Annotated in this window: 21 protein-coding genes; 7 read left to right on the top strand and 14 right to left on the bottom strand. The window is 62.0% G+C overall.

The annotated features are described in order from the left end of the window. Nucleotides 1-269 precede the first annotated feature (269 nt). Both AB7828_RS04525 and AB7828_RS04520 read right to left on the bottom strand, forming a co-directional pair. Nucleotides 270-587: an FtsB family cell division protein gene (locus tag AB7828_RS04525; protein WP_068730817.1), complete on the bottom strand. Its 318-nt coding sequence runs from the start codon at nt 585-587 to the stop codon at nt 270-272. 67 nt (nt 588-654) lie between these two features. Then, complete coding sequence (locus tag AB7828_RS04520) at nt 655-1209, bottom strand: NADPH-dependent FMN reductase (protein ID WP_089264500.1); 555 nt, start codon at nt 1207-1209, stop codon at nt 655-657. A 325-nt stretch (nt 1210-1534) separates the two neighbouring features. Between AB7828_RS04520 and AB7828_RS04515 the strand changes: the two genes are divergently transcribed. Beyond that, nucleotides 1535-3289 carry a caspase family protein gene (locus AB7828_RS04515; protein ID WP_441229500.1) on the top strand — a complete coding sequence of 585 codons (1755 nt, stop codon included), beginning with the start codon at nt 1535-1537 and terminating at the stop codon, nt 3287-3289. A gap of 70 nt (nt 3290-3359) precedes the next feature. Further along, entirely contained in the window at nt 3360-3971 is a 612-nt protein-coding gene (locus AB7828_RS04510; RefSeq protein ID WP_441229499.1) for a LysE family translocator, read from the top strand. A 5-nt stretch (nt 3972-3976) separates the two neighbouring features. On the opposite strand, the gene AB7828_RS04505 is transcribed toward AB7828_RS04510, so the two are convergent. From AB7828_RS04505 to AB7828_RS04490, 4 genes are read right to left on the bottom strand one after another with little or no spacing between them, the layout of a single operon-like run. After that, complete coding sequence (locus tag AB7828_RS04505; RefSeq protein WP_441229498.1) at nt 3977-5218, bottom strand: MFS transporter; 1242 nt, start codon at nt 5216-5218, stop codon at nt 3977-3979. Then, entirely contained in the window at nt 5215-6351 is a 1137-nt protein-coding gene (locus tag AB7828_RS04500; RefSeq protein ID WP_441229497.1) for a zinc-binding dehydrogenase, read from the bottom strand. Before AB7828_RS04500 ends, AB7828_RS04505 begins: the two co-directional genes overlap by 4 nt. Nucleotides 6352-6390: 39 nt before the next feature. Then, the gene (locus AB7828_RS04495) at nt 6391-6978 is read right to left on the bottom strand and encodes a protein-S-isoprenylcysteine O-methyltransferase (RefSeq protein ID WP_231080783.1); all 588 of its coding nucleotides are present in this window, start codon (nt 6976-6978) and stop codon (nt 6391-6393) included. An 18-nt stretch (nt 6979-6996) separates the two neighbouring features. Next, nucleotides 6997-8277 carry a hypothetical protein gene (locus tag AB7828_RS04490; RefSeq protein WP_441229496.1) on the bottom strand — a complete coding sequence of 427 codons (1281 nt, stop codon included), beginning with the start codon at nt 8275-8277 and terminating at the stop codon, nt 6997-6999. Nucleotides 8278-8492: 215 nt separating this feature from the next. Here AB7828_RS04490 and AB7828_RS04485 point away from each other — a divergent pair, with 215 nt between their 5' ends. After that, a complete protein-coding gene (locus AB7828_RS04485) occupies nt 8493-9173 on the top strand; it encodes a hypothetical protein (protein WP_089264505.1) in 681 nt (226 codons plus the stop codon). A gap of 76 nt (nt 9174-9249) precedes the next feature. Here AB7828_RS04485 and AB7828_RS04480 read toward each other — a convergent pair whose 3' ends face one another. Together AB7828_RS04480 and eno are read right to left on the bottom strand one after the other, a co-directional pair. Then, nucleotides 9250-11271: a glycoside hydrolase family 113 gene (locus AB7828_RS04480; protein ID WP_441229495.1), complete on the bottom strand. Its 2022-nt coding sequence runs from the start codon at nt 11269-11271 to the stop codon at nt 9250-9252. A gap of 210 nt (nt 11272-11481) precedes the next feature. Continuing rightward, a complete protein-coding gene (eno, locus tag AB7828_RS04475) occupies nt 11482-12765 on the bottom strand; it encodes a phosphopyruvate hydratase (protein ID WP_441229494.1) in 1284 nt (427 codons plus the stop codon). A 128-nt stretch (nt 12766-12893) separates the two neighbouring features. On the opposite strand from eno, the gene queF reads away from it, so the two are divergent. After that, nucleotides 12894-13373: a preQ(1) synthase gene (gene queF / locus AB7828_RS04470; RefSeq protein WP_089264508.1), complete on the top strand. Its 480-nt coding sequence runs from the start codon at nt 12894-12896 to the stop codon at nt 13371-13373. 163 nt (nt 13374-13536) lie between these two features. On the opposite strand, the gene AB7828_RS04465 is transcribed toward queF, so the two are convergent. The 4 genes from AB7828_RS04465 to AB7828_RS04450 all read right to left on the bottom strand — a co-directional run bounded on the left by AB7828_RS04465 (nt 13537) and on the right by AB7828_RS04450 (nt 17707). Beyond that, a complete protein-coding gene (locus AB7828_RS04465; protein ID WP_120289948.1) occupies nt 13537-14889 on the bottom strand; it encodes a hypothetical protein in 1353 nt (450 codons plus the stop codon). Nucleotides 14890-15145: 256 nt separating this feature from the next. Then, nucleotides 15146-16321, bottom strand: coding sequence for an MFS transporter (locus tag AB7828_RS04460; RefSeq protein WP_120289950.1), 1176 nt, complete (start codon nt 16319-16321; stop codon nt 15146-15148). A 36-nt stretch (nt 16322-16357) separates the two neighbouring features. Beyond that, a complete protein-coding gene (gene kdsA / locus AB7828_RS04455) occupies nt 16358-17215 on the bottom strand; it encodes a 3-deoxy-8-phosphooctulonate synthase (protein WP_120289952.1) in 858 nt (285 codons plus the stop codon). Between the two features lie 165 nt (nt 17216-17380). Further along, entirely contained in the window at nt 17381-17707 is a 327-nt protein-coding gene (locus AB7828_RS04450) for an NIPSNAP family protein (protein WP_120289954.1), read from the bottom strand. A 131-nt stretch (nt 17708-17838) separates the two neighbouring features. Here AB7828_RS04450 and AB7828_RS04445 point away from each other — a divergent pair, with 131 nt between their 5' ends. Together AB7828_RS04445 and AB7828_RS04440 are read left to right on the top strand one after the other, a co-directional pair. After that, on the top strand, nt 17839-18153 hold the full coding sequence (locus AB7828_RS04445) for a PAAR domain-containing protein (protein ID WP_120289956.1): 315 nt from the start codon (nt 17839-17841) through the stop codon (nt 18151-18153). A 12-nt stretch (nt 18154-18165) separates the two neighbouring features. After that, nucleotides 18166-20868, top strand: a complete 2703-nt coding sequence (locus AB7828_RS04440; RefSeq protein WP_441229493.1) for a CHAT domain-containing protein — start codon at nt 18166-18168, stop codon at nt 20866-20868. 57 nt (nt 20869-20925) lie between these two features. Here the strand turns inward: AB7828_RS04440 and AB7828_RS04435 are convergent, their stop codons facing one another. Continuing rightward, a complete protein-coding gene (locus AB7828_RS04435; RefSeq protein ID WP_184516245.1) occupies nt 20926-21972 on the bottom strand; it encodes a histone deacetylase family protein in 1047 nt (348 codons plus the stop codon). On the opposite strand from AB7828_RS04435, the gene AB7828_RS04430 reads away from it, so the two are divergent. Next, nucleotides 21971-22126, top strand: coding sequence for a hypothetical protein (locus AB7828_RS04430; RefSeq protein WP_158596801.1), 156 nt, complete (start codon nt 21971-21973; stop codon nt 22124-22126). The genes AB7828_RS04435 and AB7828_RS04430 overlap by 2 nt on opposite strands. Nucleotides 22127-22194: 68 nt before the next feature. Here AB7828_RS04430 and AB7828_RS04425 read toward each other — a convergent pair whose 3' ends face one another. Then, nucleotides 22195-23826: a CTP synthase gene (locus AB7828_RS04425; protein WP_068730833.1), complete on the bottom strand. Its 1632-nt coding sequence runs from the start codon at nt 23824-23826 to the stop codon at nt 22195-22197. Nucleotides 23827-23907 lie beyond the last annotated feature (81 nt).

The raw sequence follows: 23907 nt of genomic DNA, 5'->3' as shown, positions 1-23907 counted from the left end.
TTCCGGATGCGAGAGTGAATGGCCCTTCCTACTCCAAGTGCTTGCGGCTTGAAAGGGATTGCGTCGCGCGGAATGCCACACGGTTGTTTCGCACTGCAGCGAAAGCGCGAAACTTTCGAAATCGAATTGGATCGGTTTTGTAATTTGAGGAATGAAAGCGCGTGTCGTGGTCACGTTGCCGTCACGATGAGCAGGCGCGAGCAATCCATAGCTTTGATGCAAAGCTGTGTTGCTTCATGCGAGGACGACTCGCCGCCGAAGAGAGAATCTTAGTTTGGCTTGATGACCTTCACGAGGTCGCGCGGATGCGCGTAGTCGAGCTGGTAGCGCGCGCGCTCGTCGAGCATGTCGGGATCGAGTCCACCAGATCGCAGCAACGCCACGCGCTGCTCGGCCTTGGTGCGTTCCTTCTTCAATTGTACCAGTTCGGAGGTCAGCGCGACGATCTCCTGGTCGAGCTCCTGGCGGGCGTTGAGGCCATATTTGCCGGTATAGGCATTGACCCCGAAATAGCTGATCATCATCGCCGCCAGTGCATAGAGCACGAGCCCGGTGAGGATCGATTTGAGGCGGGTATGCTTGACCATTCCCGAAAATGCGACGGCCCGGTTAAGGCGAACCTAACAACCGGGCCGCAACCTGAATTTGCGCGGGTTATTTCTTCAGCTTGTCGACCCAGGCGGCGAAGGCGTCGATATAGGCCTGCAGCACCGGCCGGATCGATTCCTTGACGATCTCGCCCTGTTCGCTGAACGCGTCGCCGACGGCATTCAGATAGATTTCAGGCTGTTGCATGATGGGACCGACAATCCCCGGCAGGGTTTGGCGCAAGCTAAGGGCAGCACCCAGGCCACCGATCGGACCGGGCGAGCTAACCACGATGCCGGTGGGCTTGCCGAGGAACGAGCTCTTGCCATAGGGCCGCGAACCGACGTCGATGGCGTTTTTCAGAACACCCGAAACGGAGCGGTTATATTCCGGAGAGACGAACAGTACCGCATCCGAGGCCTGGATCGCTTCGCGGAACTTGACCCAGTCGGCCGGCGGCGCGGCTTCCAGGTCCTGATTGAAGAATGACAGCTCGTTCAGCGTGATGACGTTCAGCTTGAGCGAAGGCGGCGCCAGCTGGGCGAGTGCATTCGCAACCTTGAGCGAGAATGACTGTTTGCGGAGGCTGCCGACAATGACGGCAACGCTGTAGGTGGCCATGAGATATCCCCTGAATAACTGCTTCCAAAAAGCGCGGAGCGCATCTGGAACCTGTCACCTATCCCGGTAAAAGATGCAAGTGCATGGATTGTATTTGACGGCCGTAATCGTGCCGAACCGGCACGTCCGCCTCGCCCGCCCAAACACATCTTCGTTATGCTGATATCGCTCAAATGGATGACGCCCGGAGCGCCGCTGTAATCGAACCTTCGGAGAGTGCTGCGCGACAAACCACGTAAGGCAAACCACGCACGCCAGTCCCGACTGATCTGCGACGTCTGGCCAGGCTGTTCAAATTCGACCGTCGCAATTTGCGGGGCTTCCGATGCGCAACCTCGGTCTTGTGGCTTCCGTAGTCTTCGCCTTGAGCTTGCTCAGTCAGTCGGCCTTAGCCGCCGACAAGCGCGTCGCACTGGTGATCGGCAATTCGGCCTACCAGAACGTCGTCAAGCTCGCCAATCCCGCCAACGATGCTGCAGCGATGACCGAGACCTTGAAGACCGCGAATTTCGACATTGTCGAAGCCCGACGGGATCTGAAGGCGACCGAGATGCGCCGGGCCTTGCGCGATTTCGCGGACAAGGCGCGCGATGCGGACGTTGCTCTGGTCTATTTCGCCGGCCACGGCATCGAGGTCGATGGCACCAATTACCTGATTCCGGTCGACGCGCTGCTGGAGCGCGACACCGACGTCTATGACGAGGCATTCTCGCTGGAGCGCATCCTCGTCACCATCGAGCCAGCCAGGAAGCTGCGGCTGGTGATCCTCGATGCCTGCCGCGACAATCCCTTCGTCAAGAACATGAAGCGCACCACGGCATCCCGGGCGATCACCCGCGGCCTCGCCAAGGTGGAGCCGGCCAGCCCCAACACGCTGATCGCCTATTCGGCCAAGGCCGGCTCGACGGCACTGGACGGCGACAGCAAGAACAGCCCCTTCACGGCCGCGCTGGTCCGCCACATCGCGACGCCTGGCCTCGACCTCCGCAAGGCCTTCGGCTTCATCCGCGACGACGTCATGAAGAACACCAGCAACCGCCAGGAACCGTATGTCTACGGTTCGCTCGGCGGCGACGACGTGCCGCTGGTCCCGGTGGCTGCCCTCGCCACGTCGCCCGCCGTCAGTGTCCAGGCCGAAACCCGCCGTGACTACGAGCTGGCTTTGCAGCTTGCGACCAGAGACGGCTGGAACGCGTTCCTGACCCAGCACCCCGACGGCTTCTATGCGTCGCTGGCCAAATCCCAACTAGCGAAGCTCGCAGCCGAGGACGCCCATACCGCTGCTGCGGAGAAAGCCCGCCTCGCCGTTGAAGAGAAAGCCCGTCTGGCTGCCGAAGGCGCCAGGAAGGCCGAACAGACCAAGGCAGCGGCCGATGCCAAGACCGCCGAGGATGCCCGGATCGCTGCCGAGAAACTCAAGACCGCCGAGCAGGAACGCGCCGCCGCCGGCGAGCGCGCCCGCGCGGCAGCGGAAGCCAGGGTCGATGCCGGCAAGCTGGACACGCCTGCCGCCGGACCACAGTTGGCGACACTCCCCGCCCCCACGGCCGATGTGTCCCAAACACCCGCGCCAGCCGATCTGCCACGTCAGGTCCAGGTCGAGCTTCAGCGCGTGGGCTGCCTGCAGGGATCAGTCGACAACACATGGACTGCTGCTTCCCGCAAGTCGATCGAGCGCTTCAATCGCTACGCGTCGACCAGGTTCGATGCCAAGGCGGCCAGCACCGATGCGCTCGAGGCGATCAAGGCCAAGTCTGCACGGGTCTGCCCGCTGGTCTGTGCGCATGGTTCAGAGGCGGACGGCGACCGCTGCGTGAAAATCGTATGCCGCGCCGGCACGTTCCTGAATGACGACAATGAATGTGAGAAGAAGCGCAACCGCAACGAGGCCAAACGCAACGCGCCGCGCCGCGAGCGCGATGAGCTTGATCGCCCGCAAATTCAGGCCCGCTCGCCGCGCGCACAGCCGTCCGGCCAGATCGTCTGCGACAATGCCGGCTGCCGTCCGGTGCGTCCCGGCTGCCGCTTGGTGTCGCGCGACATGCGCATCGGCCTCACCAATGTCGAGGTGTGCAACTGACGACGTGCTTGCCTGATAGGATCGCAAGCGACATTCTAACGATCCAAGTTTGCAAGCCGGAGCCATCATCGTGACCATCGAATTTCTCATCACCTCGCTGATCGTGGTGGCGTCGCCGGGCACTGGCGCCCTTTACACACTGGCAACTGGTTTCTCGCGCGGAGGCCGCAGCAGCGTCGTCGCCGCGTTCGGTTGCATGCTCGGCATCGTGCCGCATATGGCCGCTGCTATCCTCGGCCTCGCCGCGCTCTTACACACCAGCGCGCTGGCGTTTCAGGTGTTCAAATATGTCGGCGTCGCCTACCTGCTCTATATGGCCTGGAAGACGCTGCAGGAGCATGGCGCGCTGAAGGTGGAAGCCGACAACAGCGCGCAGTCCACGCTGCAGGTGATAACCACAGCGATCCTGATCAACATCCTCAATCCGAAACTGTCGATCTTCTTCCTCGCCTTCCTGCCCCAGTTCATCAGTGCTGACGAAGCGCATCCGCTGTCGCAGATGCTGCTGCTTAGCGCGGTATTCATGCTGATGACTTTCGTGGTGTTTGCGCTCTACGGCCTGTTCGCTGCGTCGATCCGCAACCACGTCATCACACGGCCACGAGTGCTGACCTGGATGCGACGCACGTTTGCCGGCGCGTTTGCCGCGCTCGGTGCCAAGCTGGCTTTCGCGGATCGCTGACGCCCCTACTCCAGCCGTTCGACATTGCGCAGCGTCGGAAACAGCCGCATCCACAGCAGCGCGATGGCAACAGTACCGAGGCCACCGATCAGGGCGGCGGGCACAGTGCCGAACAATGCGGCGGTGACGCCGCTCTCGAACTGGCCGAGCTGGTTTGAGGTATTAATGAACAGGTAGTTCACCGCGCCGACCCGGCCGCGCATGTCATCCGGGGTCGCGAGCTGCACCAGCGAAAACCGGATCACCACGCTCACCGTATCCGCCGCGCCGAGCACCGCGAGCGCGGCGACCGACAACCACAGCCATTGCGACACCGCGAACACCGCAGTCGCAAGGCCGAAGATGATAACGGCCTGGAACATCCTCATACCCACCCGGCGATTGATCGAGTAGCGCGTGAGCACGATGGTCGTCAGCAGCGCGCCGACGGCCGGCGCCGCGCGCATGAGGCCGAGACCCCACGGACCGGTCTGCAAGATATCACGCGCGTAGATTGGAAGCAGCGCAGTTGCGCCGCCGAGCAGCACCGCGAACAGATCGAGCGAAATGGTGCCGAGGATGGCGGGATTGCTGCGTACGAAGCCCACGCCGGCGAACAATGTCCGCAGCGACGGCGGATCCTTCACCGCCACCTCGCGCGCCAGTTTGATGGCGCTGTTGAGCGCGCCGCCGATCAGCCAAAATGCCGCCATCAGCACATAGGGCGTCGACGGCGACAGCGCGTACGCGATGCCGCCGAGCGCGGGGCCGCAAATCATCGCCACCTGAAACACGCCGGTCGAGAGCGCGGTCGCCTTCTGCAAATGGCCTTCGGGCACGACGCCCGGCAACAGCGCCGAACCGGCCGGCGCCTCGAACGCGGTCGCCGCGCCGATCACCACCAGCGCCACGAAAATCTGCGGCACCGTAATCCAGCCGGCATAAGTACCCCAGGCGAGCAGGATCGCCGTCAGCCCCTGCAGCATCTGGCAGATCTGCACCACGCGGCGGCGATCATAGCGGTCGGCGATATGGCCGGCGACGAAGACCAGCGCCAGCATCGGCACGAATTGCGCGAGGCCGACCATGCCAAGCTGAAATGCGCTGCCGGTCAAATCATAGATCTGCCAGCCGACCGCGACAGCGGCAATCTGCGACGCGAAGCGCGAGAAGCTGCGCGACACCATGTAGTACAGATACGGCGGATGGCGCAGCAAGAGCCGCGCGCCATCCGTGACGACGCCGGCAGACTGATCGGCAAGTGTCATCCCGGCATGTTCGGATTGATCAGATACTTCTCGCCGGTGGCGCGCTTCGCATAGGCCCGGAGATTGTCGAGCTGCAACACGCCTTCGAGCGAAATCACCTTGGTGTAGTGGCTGGCGAAGGTAGTCTTGAGTTCGGCGACCACGCGGGCGCGGAGCCTGGCGGCATCGGCGGCACCGATCTTCTGCAGGAACGGAAACAGCAGCCAGCCGCCCATGCCCCAGGCCATCCCGGCGGGGACGAATTCGATCGGGCGCAGATCCAGCCGGCCATAGACGTAGACCTGCTTGTGGGTCGTCGAGCCATAGCGGCTATAGACCTTCATCGCCTTGACGGCGGCGACTTCCATCGCCTGCAGGATCTGGCCCTGCAGCTTGCCGCCACCGGTGGCGTCGAAGGCCAGCGTGGCATTGGTGGCAATCAATGCGGCAGTCAGATCTTCCATGAAGGCCGGCGACGTCGAGTTGCAGACATATTTCGCGCCGATGCCCCGCAGCAGTTTCTCCTGCTCCTCGCTGCGGACGATATTGACGAGATCGATGCCGTCCTTCTGGCAGATCTTGTTGAGCATCTGACCGAGATTGGACGCGGCGGCCGTATGCACCAGCGCCGTATGCCCTTCCCGCTTCATGGTCTCGACCATGCCGAGCGAGGTCAGCGGGTTGACGAAGCAGGATGCGCCCTCGGTGGCCGTCGTGCCCTCGGGCAGCGGCAGGCATTCCCTGGCCTTGATGACGCGATACTGCGCATACATCGCGCCGCCGATCATCGCGACGGTCTTGCCGAGCAGCGCTTGCGCGGCATCGGACGATCCGGCCTTCACCACCGTGCCGGCGCCCTCATTGCCGACCGCCATCGACTCGTCGAGACGGCCGCCCATCGCCTTCATATTGGCCTGCGGGACGGTTGCTGTGACGATCGAGGACACGCCAGAGCCGGAGGCTTTCGCGCTGGCCGGATCGGCGGCGCCGAGAAGGAGACCGAGATCCGACGGATTGATCGGCGCAGCCTCGATGCGCACCACGACTTCGTCGGGGCCCGGCGCCGGGATGGACACCTGCTGCAACGAGATTTCCAGTTCTCCGCTGCTTTTGATGAGCGAGCGCAGTTCAAGTCCGGATTTGATGTCAGTCATGGTCGGTCCCCTCAATCTGTCCGGCGGTCTGGTGCCGCGTCAGTAGATGCCCGGAATGATACGCTTGGTTTCACGCATATAGGCCCGGTAGTCGTCGCCGAATGCCTCGATCAGCATCCGCTCTTCATAGTCGATGCGGGTGAAGAACAGGATCGCGATCGCGACCAGCCCGCCCAGCGCGGCCATGGCATTCGGCAGCAGGAATGCCTGCGCCAGTGCCCACAACCAGAACGAGGCATACATCGGATGGCGGATGCTGCGATAGACGCCGGCACGCACGATCTGGTGAGCCTCGCGGATTTCCAGACTGGCCGACCACTGCCGGCCGAGATCCTTGTGTGAGCGGCGAAACAGCCAGAGCGACAGCACATAGAGTGCGCCGCCGACCACGACCGCCACATAATTCAGCTGATAGTTCAGCGCGGCCGGCCAGCCGGTCACCAGCCAGATCAGCGGTACCACGAATAGGCCGATGGTTGCGATCGCCAGCAGGATGCGTTCACGGCTCCAGCCGACCGCACGCAGCGTCGCCGTGCGGCGGGCTTTGCGCGCATAGGGGTAGCGAATGATGAACCAGGCGATCAGACCGATCGCCCAGACATATGTTCCAAGAAGTGACGCGGTCATTGTCGTCCGATCAGGCCATCATGCGGCATTCACGGATGCCCCGGCTTGCGATTGAGAGGATGTGATCTTGGACAGTGGCATGTCTAGCAGCGCGCCATCCGCACCGAAGCGTTTGAGGCCGCCTTCGCCCGCGGTGATCTCGTCAAACGGCAGAGGACCGCAGATCACCATGCAATAGTCGTAGGGCGCGCGGCACTGGTTGCCCATCACCATCTGATAGTGAATGCGCATGAAGTTGAGGCGATAGCGCTTGAACTGTTCCATGCCCATCATGGCATGCATCTGGACGCGCCGGATGTTCGGCCTGCCCTCGTCGCGATCGCGACTGCGGCGTTTCAAGGTCACCGGATCGAAGCGGTAGAAACTGATGACGTCGTCGCGGGCGTGATATTCGGTCCAGCGGATCGCCGGCGTGTCGGCGACGAGACGCGTTGCTGCGCGTACGCTCTTGCCGGCGGGATGCAGCGAGAATTTCGGGATGGTCGCGCTCACCGTCATCACGCAGATGGTCGGGCCATGTTTCGTCAGATCCGGGTCGAGCGCGAGTGCGCGGGCCACCGCCTCCATCACCAATGCCGCACCAAGGCAATGCCCGACGATGACGATCTCGTCGACATCGGCCTTCTGCGCGCGGGCCACGATCACCCCCGCGAATTCATCGACGCGCGCCGTCATCTTCGGCCGCTGGCCATGAACATATTGCCGCGAGAAGATCCAGTCGTCGAACACATGATTGATCGGCTTCCGCCAGCCGTAATGATGCAACAGCGCCGTGAAGACGGCAGCAGCAACAATTGCGCCAGCGATCCATGCGGCGGCACCATTCATGCCAAGCAGCCAGGTCAGCCCATAGCCCACCGCTGCGCCAGATGCAGCAAAGCCCGCGATCCACAGATAGGAGAACAGGAAGAAGCCGGCATATTTCCAGCTCGCATAGAAGAAGCGGAACAGGGTTCCCGTCACCAGCCAATCACCCAGCGTAACAAAGGCGGCGCCCAATCGCGACAGCATGCTTCGGGTGTGATCCTGCAGGATCAGGTCATCCCAGCGCAGCATCTCGTAGGTGGTTTCCGTCTTCCAGTTCGGCCCGGAGGTCTCGGCCCGCCAGGAGGCGCTCACTTCCGTAGCGTCAAGCACGCCAGAGGCTTTCGCAGACACGCTCCACGTCTTCTCGAAACTCGACAGCGAACGGCGGAACCGCTCGAGCTGCGTGTCCGGCAGAATCGGGTCGTAGCCGCCAATGTGAAAGACATGTCGCCGCGCGATCATCGTCCGTTCGCTCCCGAGTGCATCACGCACCGTTCTGATCCGGTGCATAGCAAATTCGCCTGCGCCGACAAACCTGCCCGTGCTCAAAACGGAAGCGTCAGGCAGGATTTTGTCGCCCTCAGGTCACACAGCCGCTCTTTCGCAACCCCCTTCATCACAATTCCGGGAATCGAGGCAGGACTGTGATTGACGGCAGGGTCTTATGTCTGAACATGTCGCGGGTTTTTTCGAAGAAAGAAAGCACTATGTCGATTGCTCTCAAGGGCTTCAAACGGCCGTCGTGGACCTCTCCAGCGGCCGTTTTGCTGATTCTGTCGTCGCTCTTTGTGGCCTCACTCGCGAGTTCCGGGGATGCCGATGCGGCGCCCGGCCGTCGCCCCGGCCATGTCTATCTCTATCGTGGCCTCATGAACGTGTTCTCGCTCGGCATGGATCAGATCGCCTACAAGCTCGAAGCCGCCGGCGTCGCCTCCTCGGTCAGCAATCACACGCTGTGGAGCGGCCAGGCAGACGACATGATCGCCCGGTACAAGGCCGGTAACCGCGAACCGATCATCCTGATGGGCCACTCGGCCGGTGCCGACGTGACCATCTCGATTGCCCGCAAGCTCGCACAGTACAACATCCCGGTGGCGCTGATCGTGAACTTCGATCCGGTGGCGCCCGATGCCGTCCCCAACAATGTGAAGCAGATCGTGAACTATTACGTACCTGCCGGCTGGGGGCGCGCGGTGTCTGCGGATCCCCGCTTCAAGGGCAAGCTTGCCAACGTCAACGAGAACGCCACCACCAACCACTTCTCGATCGACAAGGACGACAGCCTGCAGCGTCAGGCCATTGCCCGTGTCATGGCCGTGACCGGCGGCGGTATTCGCCGCAAGCCGGCGGCGCCGAAGCCTGCGCAGGTCTCGGCTGCTCCGCAATAATACGCGGCAAATATCGAAACGCACTCAGCCGAGGTGATCGTCACCTCGGCTGAATTGTTTTGGCCGTCCGGTATCCTCAGACGATCAGCACGTCATGATGCGATGGAGGCGTCGCCGGCACGAGCACGGCATCATGAGCGCCGAGCGCGTCGTCCAGCGCCGGCGCGGCCACGACGGGATGGCTGGACGCCGTCAGGACCTGAGCAAGAGCGACTTCCGCAGCGCCCTCGCCCTGCGCAATATTCTGCACCTCCGTGTGCGCGGACGTCGTGTGGCCGGACGTCGGGCTGAAAGCAAAGTTCTCGTTGCCAGTGCTGCTTGCAAGTGCTTGGCCGAGCGTATCGACGGCAATACTGGCATTTGCGAATTTCAGAAATTCCGTGTTGGTGAGATAGTCAGTGCCGTCGCGGCCGGCGACGCTGTCAGTGACGATCGTCTGAACGCCACTGCGATTGATGCTGTAGTCGGCCACATTGCCGGAGAATACCGCAGTGTCGGTGCCGTTGCCGCCATTGATGATGTCGTTGCCGGTCCCGCCAGCAATGTAGTCATCGCCATCTCCGCCGCGGACGACATCGTTGTCGCTCGAGGCGCCGAAGAACCAGTCCTGATGCTTGGTCGTGTCGAATTGGATGCTGCGGACATAGAGATCGAACGAGCCGGGTGAACTGGCATTGGTGCCGTCGGGCGGCACCAGATCGACGCCGTTGATGGCGATGTCCTTGAAATGCAGCGCGCGCCCGGGCTCGGAATTCGCAAGGTTGATCGCGACACTGGAGATGCTGGCGGGATTGTCGAAAGTGACCGTGTAGGTCTGGTAGCCCGACGGATCGCTCGCGGGCGTGAATTCAAGCACGCCCGAAACCGGCTGGCCATTGACCAGAACCTGCGCCTGCGCGCCGATTCCGTTCACGACGGAGCCATAACCCGTCAGAGTGATGGTGGTCGTGGCGAGCTTTCCCGCAGTATCGGGCCCGGCGACAATCGTGTCATTCCCGGCGCCGCCATAGATCTCGTCGTGTCCGAGCCCACCGAAGATGACGTCGTTGCCGCCTCCGAGATCGATGGTATCGCCGATCGACGAGCCCGTGACGGTGATACCCGGCGTTACTCCTGTCCCATGGAAATACTGCGCCACCACATCCTGCGCCGGCTTGTCCATGACCGAATAGCCGGTCTCGGAGTAGAAGTTGTTGAGGTCCCACTGCCAGAACTCGACGCCTTTCAGCCAGCTGCCGCCATGCGCGCTCCAGACCTGAAAGAACGCATTATAGGCGTCTGCCTGCTCGGCGAGATCCGCGGGTGCCTTCGATGATCCGCCGCCCGGATTGATCGCGGTGCCGTCGATGCTGCGATAGCCGACCTCGGTCATCAGTACCGGCTTGCCGTAATCCATCGACAGCGAATGAAAGAAATCGACGGGCGATTGATAGCCGAACGCTTTGGCGTAATACGGATTATACGGCACCTCATTCCAAGCGTGCACGAGATCGTCCACCGTCGGCGTCGTGCTGGCCGTCAAGGGTGGATAGGCGTTGATCCCGATCGTATCGACCTGGTCCCAGAAGCTGACCTTGGATGCCTCGTCGGTCGCCGCCGCGTAGGTGACTTCGCCATGATAGACACCGCGCACCGCTCCGATGATATCGGTCCAATAGCTGCGATAGGCTTCGCCTGAGAGGCTGCTCATCTCGTTGCCAATGGCGAAACTGGCGACATTGCCCTGCTCTGCAATTTCGGCCAGATGCACGATCTCGGCCTTGTACGACGCAAAGAACGCATCGACATCCGACGGCGCCAGACTGTGCGAGATCGTGCCGTCGAGACCTGTGATGCCGGGCTTGAAGACAACATCCAGCCCGGCGGCATGGGCCTTCTGAAAGCCAGCCAGCAGGCTCGCATCGCTTTCGGTCTTGTCCGGCACGGCGAGCACGTCATTGCCCGTACGGCTGTCGGTCCATATCCGCGTCGTCAGCGCGATCGAATTCGATCCCAGAGACGCCATGGCCTGAAACGCCTGATCGGCCGACGCACTGGAGAACTGTCCATTCCACTCCGACAGTGCACCGAAACCTTGGACCTTAAAGATGTTGGGCATTCGCGCTCTCCATCGGCATTGTCTGGAGAAGGCTGAACCCGCAACGTGATACCTTCGCGACCGCAATGGGGTATCATGATGACGTCTACAAATTGAACCTCGTTGTAGGCTTACACGGTCAGGGTCCTTCAATGAAAAACGCCGCCCGCTATTTCAGCGAACGGCGTTGATCGCGTAGTTTCTTGCTCGGCCGAAAGCCGCGCTTGCGCTTTACGCGAGAGCTTTCAGTGCGGCCTTGCCGGCATATTTAGCCTGGGTGCCGAGCTGCTGCTCGATGCGCAGCAACTGATTGTATTTGGCGGTACGATCCGCGCGTGCCAGCGAGCCGGTCTTGATCTGTCCGCAATTGGTGGCGACGGCGAGATCGGCAATCGTGGAATCTTCAGTCTCACCCGAACGGTGCGACATCACCGCGGTATAGCCAGCCTTGTAGGCCATCTCGACGGCGCACAACGTTTCGGTCAGCGAGCCGATCTGGTTGACCTTGATCAGGATCGAATTGGCGCGGCCATTCTTGATGCCGTCGGCAAGACGCGTGACATTGGTGACGAACAGATCATCGCCGACCAGCTGGCACTTCGAACCGATCAGGTCGGTGAGCTGCTTCCAGCCGTCCATATCGTCTTCCGACATGCCGTCCTCGATGGAGACGATCGGATAGTTGGCGACGAGCTGGGCGAGATACTTGGCCTGCTCGGAGATGTTGCGGGTCTTGTTCTCGCCGCCATAGACGTAAGCGCCGTCCTTGAAGAATTCGGTGGCGGCGCAATCCATCGCCAGCATCACGTCCTTGCCGGCGCTGTAGCCAGCCTTGGTGATGGCGGCCATCACAAAGTCCAGCGCCGCTTCGGCCGAACCGATATTGGGTGCGAAGCCGCCTTCGTCACCGACATTGGTGTTGTGGCCGGCCTTCTTCAGCTCGCCCTTCAGCGTGTGGAAGATCTCGGCGCCGCAGCGCAGGCCTTCGGCGAAGGTCGACGCGCCCACCGGCATGATCATGAATTCCTGGAAGTCGATCGGATTGTCGGCATGCATGCCGCCATTGATGATGTTCATCATCGGCACCGGCAGCGTGCGGGCCGAGGTCCCGCCGACATAGCGATACAGCGGCATATCGAAGGATTCCGCAGCCGCTTTGGCGGCGGCCAGCGAGACGCCGAGGATCGCATTGGCGCCGAGGCGCGACTTGTTCGGGGTGCCGTCGAGCTCGATCATGATCTCGTCGAGCTGGACCTGGTTCTCCACGTCCATGCCGCCGATGGCGTCGAAGATCTCGCCATTGACGGCATCGACCGCTTTCTGCACGCCCTTGCCGAGATAGCGGGACTTGTCGCCGTCGCGCAGCTCGACCGCCTCATGGGCGCCGGTGGAGGCACCCGACGGAACCGCGGCGCGGCCCATCGACCCGTCTTCGAGGACGACGTCGACTTCAACCGTAGGATTGCCGCGGCTATCGAGAATTTCGCGGCCGATGATGTCGACGATGGCGGTCATGAATGCCCTCTTTGTGCTGGGGGTGGGTCGTTGGCGCCGCTTCTACAGCAAGCCTCCCGGCGGGAAAACCCCGCCTGACGTGACGACTGGCCCGGGATTGGCTATGAACCGCCATAACGGAGATATTTATGTCAAAAACACCCCGCAAATCCCCGAAATTGCCTGACGACTTGCAGCTCGGCCGCGCCGTGGAATGGCCGACCTCCCCGGAGCAGGCCAAACTCGACCGGGTGCCGAACCCGCAGAAGGACACCAATTACGTGGTGCGCTTCACGGCGCCGGAATTCACCTCGCTGTGCCCGATCACCGGCCAGCCGGATTTCGCCCATCTGATGATCGACTATGTGCCCGGCCAATGGCTGGTCGAGTCGAAGTCGCTCAAGTTGTACCTGGCCTCATTCCGCAATCACGGCGCCTTCCATGAGGATTGCACCGTGGAGATCGGCAAGCGCGTCGCCTCCGCCATCAAGCCGAAATGGCTGCGTATCGGCGGCTACTGGTATCCGCGCGGCGGCATCCCCATCGACGTGTTCTGGCAGACCGGAACGCTGCCCAAGGGCGTCTGGGTCCCCGAGCAAGGCGTCGCTCCGTATCGCGGGCGGGGATGAGCGGGGCGGGCGTTTCAGCTCACCCCAATCCAGCGACGGGCTGTTGCGATCGAGCTGCCTGCACGATCAATGGTAGCCTACAGCCGGATGCATCCCAAGCCCACCGGCCGTTCTCCACTCGGCCTCGCGTCATGCAGTGCGTCGCGGTCGCACCTCTTCGCAATCACTCTGCCCTCAAGAAATACTCCGTTGGTGTTTTTCCGCCACGACCGCTCGCATATCTTTCATGCGGCGAGTCTGACATTCTCTGATTGTCGGCAATCTGCATCTCATCGTCGCCGCGCGTCCCGACGACCAGATAAATATGATCTGCTCCGGGAGGCGTCGGATCGAGGTCGAAGGTAACGCCAACATCGCCGGCTCTTTGATTTCCAACTGAGATTTTCGACCAACCGCGTTGCGCAAGCTTGCGTGCCAGACTCCCGGCGCCCAGTGTCATCGCGATATCGATTCCGGACTGACGAAGCAATGCACTCAAATGCGCGGCACAGCCGTTGTGAGGATACTCTCTCAGATTCCTCGCGGCCTCTAACCTTGCGGCCTTCAGCCCCTCTGCCGTACTTCCTTGTCGTATCAATTGCGGTATGCGCACCGCATCTGATACTATCTCCGTAAAGCTAGCAACAAGACTGCGCGATTCTTCGCGCAGCACACCCGATGCATCGGCGTTCAGGGTTTCGAAATCTGTCCCGCCTTCCCGCGCGGTAGCCGGGCGCTCCACTACACCGTGCTGCAAACGAATTTCTCCGGTATCAACGAGAACACGGAGAATGACCATCGCACCACACTGCCCGCTAACAGCGTCGGCAGACCACTTTCCGTCGGCTACATACTTTCCGCGTGAGTACTGATTGCTGAAACTCCACAGGTATGGCGATTTGACTTCCGGATGATGACTTCGATAGCCCCAACCATTGAAGCTCTCCAGAAGATAGGCAATGCGCTCGATGGACCAGTCCGCGTTGCCTGTGATCCCGTCATAGTTCAAAGCATCGACTGCGCTATCCACCCAATCAAACGGCGGCGAGCCATTTCTCGGTCGTCCAGCGGGGACGTGAACAGTGCGCGCATCAAGCGGGTCACCGTTGTGCAGGTGTCCGCGAAAATTGAGGCTTGCCTCGAGGCTATGAATGACAGCGACCACATACCAAGGAACTCGGCTGAGGTCCTCAACCTGACGGTAACGCTCCTTATTCGCCACGATCCGGCGCGCGATAGCGGCCGCCGATCCCAATCGCTCTTTGCGAATGGCCATCTCGGCCCACAGCGTAGAGTATTCCTCACAAACGTCCTCGAAGCGGATCGCTCGACGCGCGGTCAAAATTGGCGTGCTCAACGACAGCGTATCGTAGTCGATCGTTGTGAAAACGAAATGCTCGGCAAACTCAGCTGAAAGCCGATGTTCTTCGGCATCGAGATCGACGATCTCTAGGTAAGCACTGTCTTCCGCTAAGGCTTGTGCGGCATTATCTACACGCGCACGTCTTCCTCCACCAGTCGGCCCCATCACCACCATTCTGACCCTCCTGCTTTGGAAATCACTAAATTATCTTAGATTGTTTTTCTTATATACACATCTTTTAATTGATACGCCCCCATAGCGCGCAGCATCCTCGAAAGAGGTAACGAGATGCTACAAACTCCGCGTTCTCGGCTATCTTTGAAAGATCACTGCAGCATTTCTACCGGCCGCGCAGCACACAAGGCCTGCTCCGTATCAAATGGCTCAGTGCCTGAAGCAAATAAAGCGTCGCGCCGTATCGCAGGCGGGGCTAAGCTTTCGCATCGGCCGGTTTTGTCGGCTTAAGCAGCTTCGCGGCCGCAAATCCAAGCGCGAAGACAATGGCGGCTGACGTCAACAGTGTCGGCATCTTGCCGGCATGGGCGAGGCCGAAGCCATAGGCGATCGGGCCGACGGACTGGCCCATGAAGAAGCAGAAGGCGTGCAGCGACATGGCGCTGGCGCGGGCTTCCTGTGACAGCTCAGTGGAGAATATCTGCAACGAGCCGTGCAGCATGTAGAAGCCCCAGCCCATCAGCAGCAGGCTCAGCGCCTGGATCTGCCAATTGGGGCTGAAGGCAGTGGCGGCGAGCTGGATCGCGATCACGATGCCGCCATAGATCATCATGCCGTTGATGCCGAGCCGCGCCAGCATGCGCGACACGGTCGCCGTGTAGAACAGGCCGCCGACGGCAAAGCAGGCGATCACGAGGCCGGCGATCGAGAGGCTTGTGACGCCGCGGTCGAACAGGAATGACGAGATATAGGGAAACAGGCCGAGGATGCAGCAGCCTTCGATGAACACCGCGCTGTAGACGATCAGCGTGTTCGGGTTGCGGAAAATGACCTTGTAGCCTTGGGCAAGCTTGCCGAAGTCGGCTTTCACAGTCGGCTTGATGATCGCAGCGCCCTTGAAGCCGTACGCCACAGCGACGGAAGCGACGATCGCAAGACCGCCGAGGATGACCAGCACGCCGCGCCAGCCGAAGAAATCACCGATCACGCCGGACGCCGTCGAGCCTAGCAGATTGCCGGTCATGGCGCCGGCCATCACGCGGCTCAGCGCGACCTGACGCAGCTTCGGCCCGACCAGATCGCTGGTCAGGCTGAGCGTCACCGGAAACACCCCGCCTGCCCCGATGCCGGCCAGCACGCGCGTCGCCAGCAGCAGCGGATAGTCGGTGGTGATCGCGCCGAGAATATTGGCGATGCCGAGCAGAACCAGACAGACGATCATCAGGCGCGGCTTGCCGAACAGGTCGGCGGCAGCACCGAGCGCCGGCTGCACAATGGCGAAGGTAAAGGCCAGTGCGGATGCCAGACCGGCGGCAATTGCCACCGTGATGGACAAATCGTCGGCGACATGCGGCAGCACCGGGTCCAGCGCGCGCATGGACAGCGCGGCGGCGAAGGACGCCAGTGCGATGATGTTGAGGACCGGAGGCATCAGTACGCTGCCAGCGCCGCGAACCGGGATTGCATGTTACGCTTTCGCCGCCGTCTCTTTGGCCAGCGCATCGAACGCCATCAGGTTCTTCACCAGCGCTTCGAAGTCACGCAACGGCACCATGTTCGGTCCGTCGGACGGCGCGTTGTCCGGATCGGGATGGGTCTCGATAAAGACACCGGCCACACCGACCGCAACAGCCGCACGCGCCAGCACCGGCACGAATTCGCGCTCGCCACCCGACGACGTGCCCTTGCCGCCCGGCTGCTGCACCGAATGGGTGGCGTCGAAGATCACCGGCGCGCCGGTGGTCCGCGCCAGGATCGGCAGCGCCCGCATGTCGGACACCAGCGTATTGTAACCGAACGACGCGCCGCGCTCGGTGACCAGCACCTTGTCATTGCCCGTCGAGGTCAGCTTGCTGACGACATTGGCCATGTCCCAGGGCGCGAGAAACTGGCCCTTCTTCACATTGACCACCTTGCCGGTCGCGGCCGCGGCCAGGAGCAGATCGGTCTGCCGGCACAGGAAGGCCGGGATCTGCAGCACGTCCACCGCCTCGGCGGCACGGGCACATTGATCGTTCTCGTGTACGTCTGTCAGTACCGGCAAACCGAGCGTCTCGCGGATCTCGGCAAAGATGGGCAGCGCATCGTCGAGGCCGATGCCGCGCGCCGCGGAGGCGCTGGTGCGGTTGGCCTTGTCGAACGAGGTCTTGAAGACGAGACCGATCTTGAGCCGGTTCGCGATCTCCTTCAGCGCATGGGCCACTTCGAGCGCATGCGCGCGGCTTTCCAGCTGGCATGGCCCGGCGATCACCGAAATCGGCAGAGCATTGCCGAAGCGGACGGTGCCGAGTGCGACAACGGGTGCGGCTGTGGAGGATGCGGTCAAAATGGTCTCCTTATTCTGGCGACCATGACCGCAGGACCGGGCGGGATGCAAGCCGGATCAGGCCCATCCCGCCGGTCGGAATATCAGGGTTGCGGCGGAAGCCGCCTCCAACCCGACCACGGCGGCCTCAGCACCGGGCGAACCGGCCTGCCCCCGGGACCAGGCTTACTTCAGCGCCGAGAAGGCCGTCGGCGCCAGCAGCTGGCTGACGATATTGCCGACGATCTGGCCGTCCTCTTCGGACTTGGCGCGCGCCGACATCCATTCCGGGTCGGACATGAAGGCGGTCCACACCTTCTCGCGCTCGGCGAGCGATTCCCATTTGAGGATGTAGGTCAGTTCCTGATTGGATTCGCCGATCACCGTGGTGAAGAAACCGGACTGCCGGATGCCGTGCTTCTCCCAGAGCTTCAATGTGATAGATTCAAATCGCTTGATCAGCGCCGGCAAACGTCCCGGCAAACAGCGATAGACGCGTAATTCATAGATCATCGGCTTTGGTTCCTTCCCTTTTTGTCAGCCTTTAAAGACTCTAACGCATGGCTTGTTGCGGCATCGTCCCTTGCCTGCGCAACGTCAGGCTTACATCATGCCGCCTGTGACGCAACCGACTTGGATCCACGATGCAAAAGCCCCTTTTGTCGCTAATCGCCCTGATGGCACTGACCGTGTCTGCCGCCGCTCAACAGCCCGGCAAGATCACGTCGGGCGCCACCGGCGTGATGGTCGATGGCAAGCCGGCGGCACGTGTCGGTGACACCACCACCGACGGCAAGATCATCGAGGGGGCGAAGGGCGTCTACATCAACGGCAAGCCTGCAGCCGTCGTCGGCGGCAGCACCGAATGTGGCGGCAAGACCATCTCGGGCAGCACTGGCGTGTTCATCAACGGCAAGCCGATGGCCCGAGCCGGCGACAGCACGTCGGGCTGCAAGTAAGATCTGCCGGAGATGTCTTTGTCATCCCGGGCGCAATGGGCCGCCGGCGTTGCCGCTCGGCTTGCTATCGCCATCGCCAGTGGCCTCATCCTGTTGCCGGCTTTCACCCCCGTCGCCCAAGCCCAGAACAGCCGCGCACCCAGCGAGCGTGAACTCACGGCAAAGATCCAGGATGCGTTCAACGCGCTGCGCACAGGCAACGACGGCAGCGGCCGCGACCGGCTGAAAAATGCGCTCCGCGAGGTCACGCAGAGCAACTATCACAGCCTCACAATCACGGCCTATCTCAATGCCGCCAGTTCGTTCGAGCGGCGGCGCGACAACGCGACCGCGTCGGATCTTTTTGCCGAAGCGGCCAAGACCCGTGCCGCGCGCGACGGCGGCCGCGATGCGGTTACATTCTGGTTCGAATATGCGCGCTTCCTCGAACGCAGCAATCAATACGATCTCGGCATCCCCGTGGCGACCGAAGCTCGCAAGCGCATGCGCGCGGAATACGGCCCGAACTCAGCGCAGGACATTGCCGGGGGCGACATCCTCGCGACGCTACTGACCAATAACGGCGCGGTCGCATCCGGCCTCAACCTGTCCGAAGAGACTTACCTCAACGCGCGAAAGGCACTCGGCGACCGCGAACCGCTGACCTGGCGCACCGAGAATAACTATGCCGAAGCGCTGCGCATGGTCGGGCATCCCGATGTCGCCGCCGCGATCGACGAGCCGCTGCTCCGCAAGCGCATCGCGCATTACGGTTATGGCAGCATCCAGGCGCTGGTGAGCGCCAGCAATCTCGCGCTCAACCATCTGGCCATGGGCAACGAAGCCGAAACACTACGCACGCTCGACTTGCAAAAGCGCTGCGCGACCGAACTCGCCGATCCCCGCTCTGAACATGTCCAGCAGGCCAATGTCTGGATCGCCTATACCAAAGCCTATTTCCATCCCGACCAGGAGATGAGCCGCCCTGATCTGGAAGCCATGGCCAAGGTCAAGGACTGGAACGGCGCACCGGATCTCCTGCGCATCAAGGCGGCGCAACTCGCCGCCGATCAGTATGAGATGCGTGGCGACACCGACCGCGCGCTGGCGCTGCGGATCGATGCCTATCACCGTTCGCAGACGACCATTGCGCGTCAGCATCCGATCACGTTCGACGCCTTGCTCGGTGTCGCGATGACTCGAATGAAGCGCGGCGACAGGGACACGCTGGCAACCTTCAAGGACGTCGAGCAGCAGGCGTTCCGCTGGATGCTGCGTGAGGTCGGCACTGCCGGCAACCGTTACGTCGCCGAGACCATGCGCAAACTGGCCGATGATATCCTGTATGAGTTCGGCCGCTACGCGCTGGTCGAACCAGCCGCGGCTGGCGCCTATGCCGACGCGGTGTCGCGCTGGAAGACAATGGAAGATGGCGAACGCACCATGCTGCGCCTGACGGCCGACCGGCTGCCTGACGACGCCACCAAGGCACTGGCACAGACCGTGCTGCGACTGTCTGGCCAGCAGCAGGAATTGCTGTCGTCGGGCAAGATCGATGACGACGCACGCGACGTACTCAGGCAGTTGCAGGACGCGCGGCAGGCGCTTGCGGCAAAGATGGGTGGCAAGGCGCCAACCGATCTCAAGCTCCCATCCATCGAGGAAAGGCTCGAACGATCAGACGCGCTGGTCGACTTCTTCGTCAGCGGTCGCCGCAACCGCGTTAATCCGATCGCGCCAAAACCGGAGATGCGGCTGCAGGCCGTGATCCGCCGCCACGACACCGCGCCAGCACTGTTCGATCTCGGCCCGCTCGACAGCTTCCTCGCAGTCGATGCGACGTCGCCGGATCATGCAAAGCTCTTCCGTCGCCTCCATGACACGCTGCTCGGACCGCTGAAGCCGCAGCTCGCCGACGTGAGACGACTGTTTCTTGTCCCCGATGCCGAACTCTACAGCCTGCCCTTCGCGATGCTGCAGGATGCCGGCGGCCGCTATCTCGACGAGATTTACGACACCCGGATCATGACGCGCGCCGACGCGCTGTTCTTTGCGAACAACGACAACAGGCTTGCATCGGGCGACAAGGCGCTGTTGGTCGGCGGGCTCGACTATGCCGGCGCCGCCAATGAGCTACCCTCGACGAAGACCGAAGTTGATACGGTCAGCGCCGATCTGAAGAAGCGCAACCTTGTCGTTACCATCCTCTCGGGCAGCGACAGCGGCGAAGCGACGATCCGCGCCGACGCCAAAGGCGCGTCCCTGATCCATCTCGCCACCCACGGCTTCTACAAGACCGCCTCCAACCGCACCGACGCGCTCTGGCGCAGCGGCCTCGTTGCCTCGCGCCCCAATCTCAGCCGCCCGCCGCAGCGCGACGACAATGACGGCGTACTTTATGCGCACGAGCTGATGAACTGGGATTTGTCGTCGGCCAACCTTGTCGTGCTGTCCGCCTGCCAAACCGCGCTCGGCGATCCCAGCCGGATTGGCAGCGTGCGCGGCTTGCCCACCGCCCTTGCCATCGCCGGCGCCCGGCGTTCGCTGCTGACATTGTGGGAGGTCGCAGACGAAGGCACCGCCAACTTCATGGCGCGGTTCTATCAGGTGCTGGCCGACGAGAAACTCGATTACGCCAGCGCCCTCCGGAAGGTCCGCATCGAAGCGATCCAGGGCAAGATCACGGCCGCTAAAGACCCGTCGGTCTGGGCGGCGTTTGTATTTTTCGAGAGCTGAAACCTGTGGCTGAGCGGTAGGGTGAAGCGTAATCCGCTCTACGCGATCCCATCCGAATTACGCTTGCCTGAAGCCAGTCAGGAAGGAATCGAGGCAATCCTGGATCGCATCGATGCCGTATCCGCCCTCCTGAACGATGAGCGTCGGCAGACCCAGCGATTGCATCTTGGTGCCGACGCTCCCGAAGTCCTTTGCGTCAAGCTTCAGGATGCCGATCGGATCATCGCGATGGGCATCAAAGCCGAGCGCCACGACAAGGGCATCGGCGCCAAATGCGCGAACGCGTTCGATCGCGGTGTCGAGGGCTGCATTCATCTCCGCGCCACCGGCACCGGGCGGTAAGGGCAGATTGAGATCAAAGCCCTCGCCGGCACCATGGCCGGTCTCGCTTGCATAGCCCGTATAGAACGGCACGAAATTCGTGGGGTCGCCGTGGATCGAGATCGTCAGCACATCTGGACGATTATAGAAAATCTGCTGCGTGCCATCGCCGTGATGAACATCGACATCGATGATCGCCACCTTTCCAAAGCGACTGCGCAATCGCTGCGCGGCAATCGCGCTGTTATTCAGGTAGCAGAAGCCGGTGCCGCGATCGGCGCGCGCGTGATGGCCCGACGGCCGGCACAGCGCATAGGCGGCGCGGTCGCCGCCGACGATAGCGTCTGCGCCAGCGACCGCTGTTTCCGACGAGCGCAGGATGGAACGCCAGCTCTCGGGGCCCATCGGCACCGACAGATCGCCGAGATACCAGCCCACCTGAGCGATAAATCCGGTTGCCGGGCAATCCCGCCGTGCAGCCTCTTCCGGGCGTCCGCTCCAATACGGGAAATATTGCGGCCACACTTCCGGTCCGTGGTCAGGCAGTTGCGCCCAATTATCCCACGCGGTTTCCAAGAAGCGTACGTAAGCCGGCGTATGCACCGTCAGCGCGGGCGCAGTGCCGTACTCCGCCGGCTTTTCAGGCGTGATCTCGTGCCGCGCCAAAGCGCCGATCAGTCGTTCGGTGCGAACCGGCGAATCCTTGATGGGCACGAAGCGGCCGTAACGCATGAATTGCTGCGGCGAATGAATTGCCTGATCCGGGTGATAGAAAGCGCGCATGGATCATCCCTCTGTCCGTTCGGCCGGTCAGAAGACCGACGCCTCAGGGATCATTCGCATGATTGGTTTCTGCCGATCAATCGGCAGTCTGCGCAGCCCTTATGAGCGCAGCGACATGGGCAACTCGGTCGTAGGGCGGATTGATGAAGCGTGATCCGCCATCCTTCCGTCCCACACACGCCGACGGCGGATTACAGATTCGCCAAATCCGCTCCTCCGGTCTCACACCAGCCGGCTCTGCGCCGCCGCAGCCTTGATGAAGGACGCAAACAGCGGGTGCGGTTCGAACGGGCGCGACTTCAGCTCGGGATGATACTGCACGCCGATGAACCACGGATGGTTCTCGTATTCGACGATCTCCGGCAGCACGCCATCCGGCGACAGGCCGGAGAACTTCAACCCATGCTTTTCGAGACGGTCTTTGTAGGCCGTGTTGACCTCGTAGCGATGGCGATGGCGCTCGGAGATTTCGGTGGCGCCGCCATAGACGTCCGAGACCTTGCTGCCCTTGGTCAGCGTCGCCGGATAGGCGCCGAGCCGCATGGTGCCACCGAGATCGCCGGCATTGTGGCGCTTCTCGAGTTCGTTGCCGCGCAGCCATTCGGTCATCAGACCGACCACCGGCTCCTTGGTCTCACCGAACTCCGTGGAGTTGGCGTCCTTGATGCCGCCAAGGTTTCGCGCGGCTTCGATGACCGCCATTTGCATGCCGAAGCAAATTCCGAAGTAAGGCACGTTACGCTCGCGCGCGAACTGCGCCGCGCGGATCTTGCCTTCGGCGCCGCGCTGGCCGAAGCCGCCGGGCACGAGAATGCCGTTGACGTGTTCGAGGAACGGCGCCGGATCTTCGTTCTCGAAGACTTCGCTTTCGATCCAGTCGAGATTGACCTTCACCTTGTTGGCGATACCGCCATGGGACAGCGCTTCGGTCAGCGACTTATAGGCGTCCTTCATGCCGGTATATTTGCCGACGATCGCGATGGTCACCGCGCCTTCCGGATGGCGGATACGCTCGTTGATGGTGTTCCAGGTCTTCAGCTCGGGCAGCGCCTTCGGCGTCATGCCGAAGGCCGCCAGCACTTCGTCGTCGAGGCCGGCGACGTGATAGGCTTCCGGCACCGCATAAATGTTGTCGACGTCACGGGCTTCGATCACGGCGCTTTCGCGGACGTTACAGAACAGCCCCAGTTTACGGCGCTCTTCCTTGGGAATATCTCGATCGCAGCGGCACAGCAGAATGTCGGGCTGGATACCGATCGAGCGCAGCTCCTTGACGGAGTGCTGGGTCGGCTTGGTCTTCAGCTCGCCGGCGCTCGGGATGTAAGGAAGCAACGTCAGATGCACGAACACGGTGTCGCCGCGCGGCAGATCATTGCGCAACTGGCGGATCGCTTCGAAGAACGGCAGGCCCTCGATGTCGCCGACAGTGCCGCCGATCTCGACCAGCACGAAGTCGTAGCCGTCATTGTCCGACAGGACGAAGTCCTTGATGGCGTTGGTAACGTGCGGGATCACCTGGATCGTGGCGCCGAGATAGTCGCCGCGACGTTCCTTGGTGAGGATGTCCTGGTAGATTCGCCCGGTGGTGATGTTGTCCTGCTTGGTGGCAGGCCGTCCGGTGAAACGCTCGTAATGGCCGAGATCGAGATCGGTCTCGGCGCCATCATCGGTCACGAACACTTCACCGTGCTGATACGGCGACATCGTCCCGGGATCGAGGTTGAGATAGGGGTCGAGCTTGCGAAGCCGGACCTTGTAGCCACGCGCCTGCAACAGCGCGCCTAACGCCGCTGAAGCCAGACCTTTACCGAGCGAGGAAACCACGCCGCCGGTGATGAAAATGTACCGCGCCATGGGACTTAACCTTTAAGGCTCCGAAACCGATTCGCCAAAACGAATCGCAGCCGTCAGCCGAGAATCGGTGAGGCTGTGGGT

The organism is Tardiphaga sp. 215_C5_N2_1 (genome assembly GCF_052076055.1).
Classification (GTDB): domain Bacteria; phylum Pseudomonadota; class Alphaproteobacteria; order Rhizobiales; family Xanthobacteraceae; genus Tardiphaga; species Tardiphaga robiniae.
This window is presented reverse-complemented; position numbering and strand designations above follow the sequence as displayed.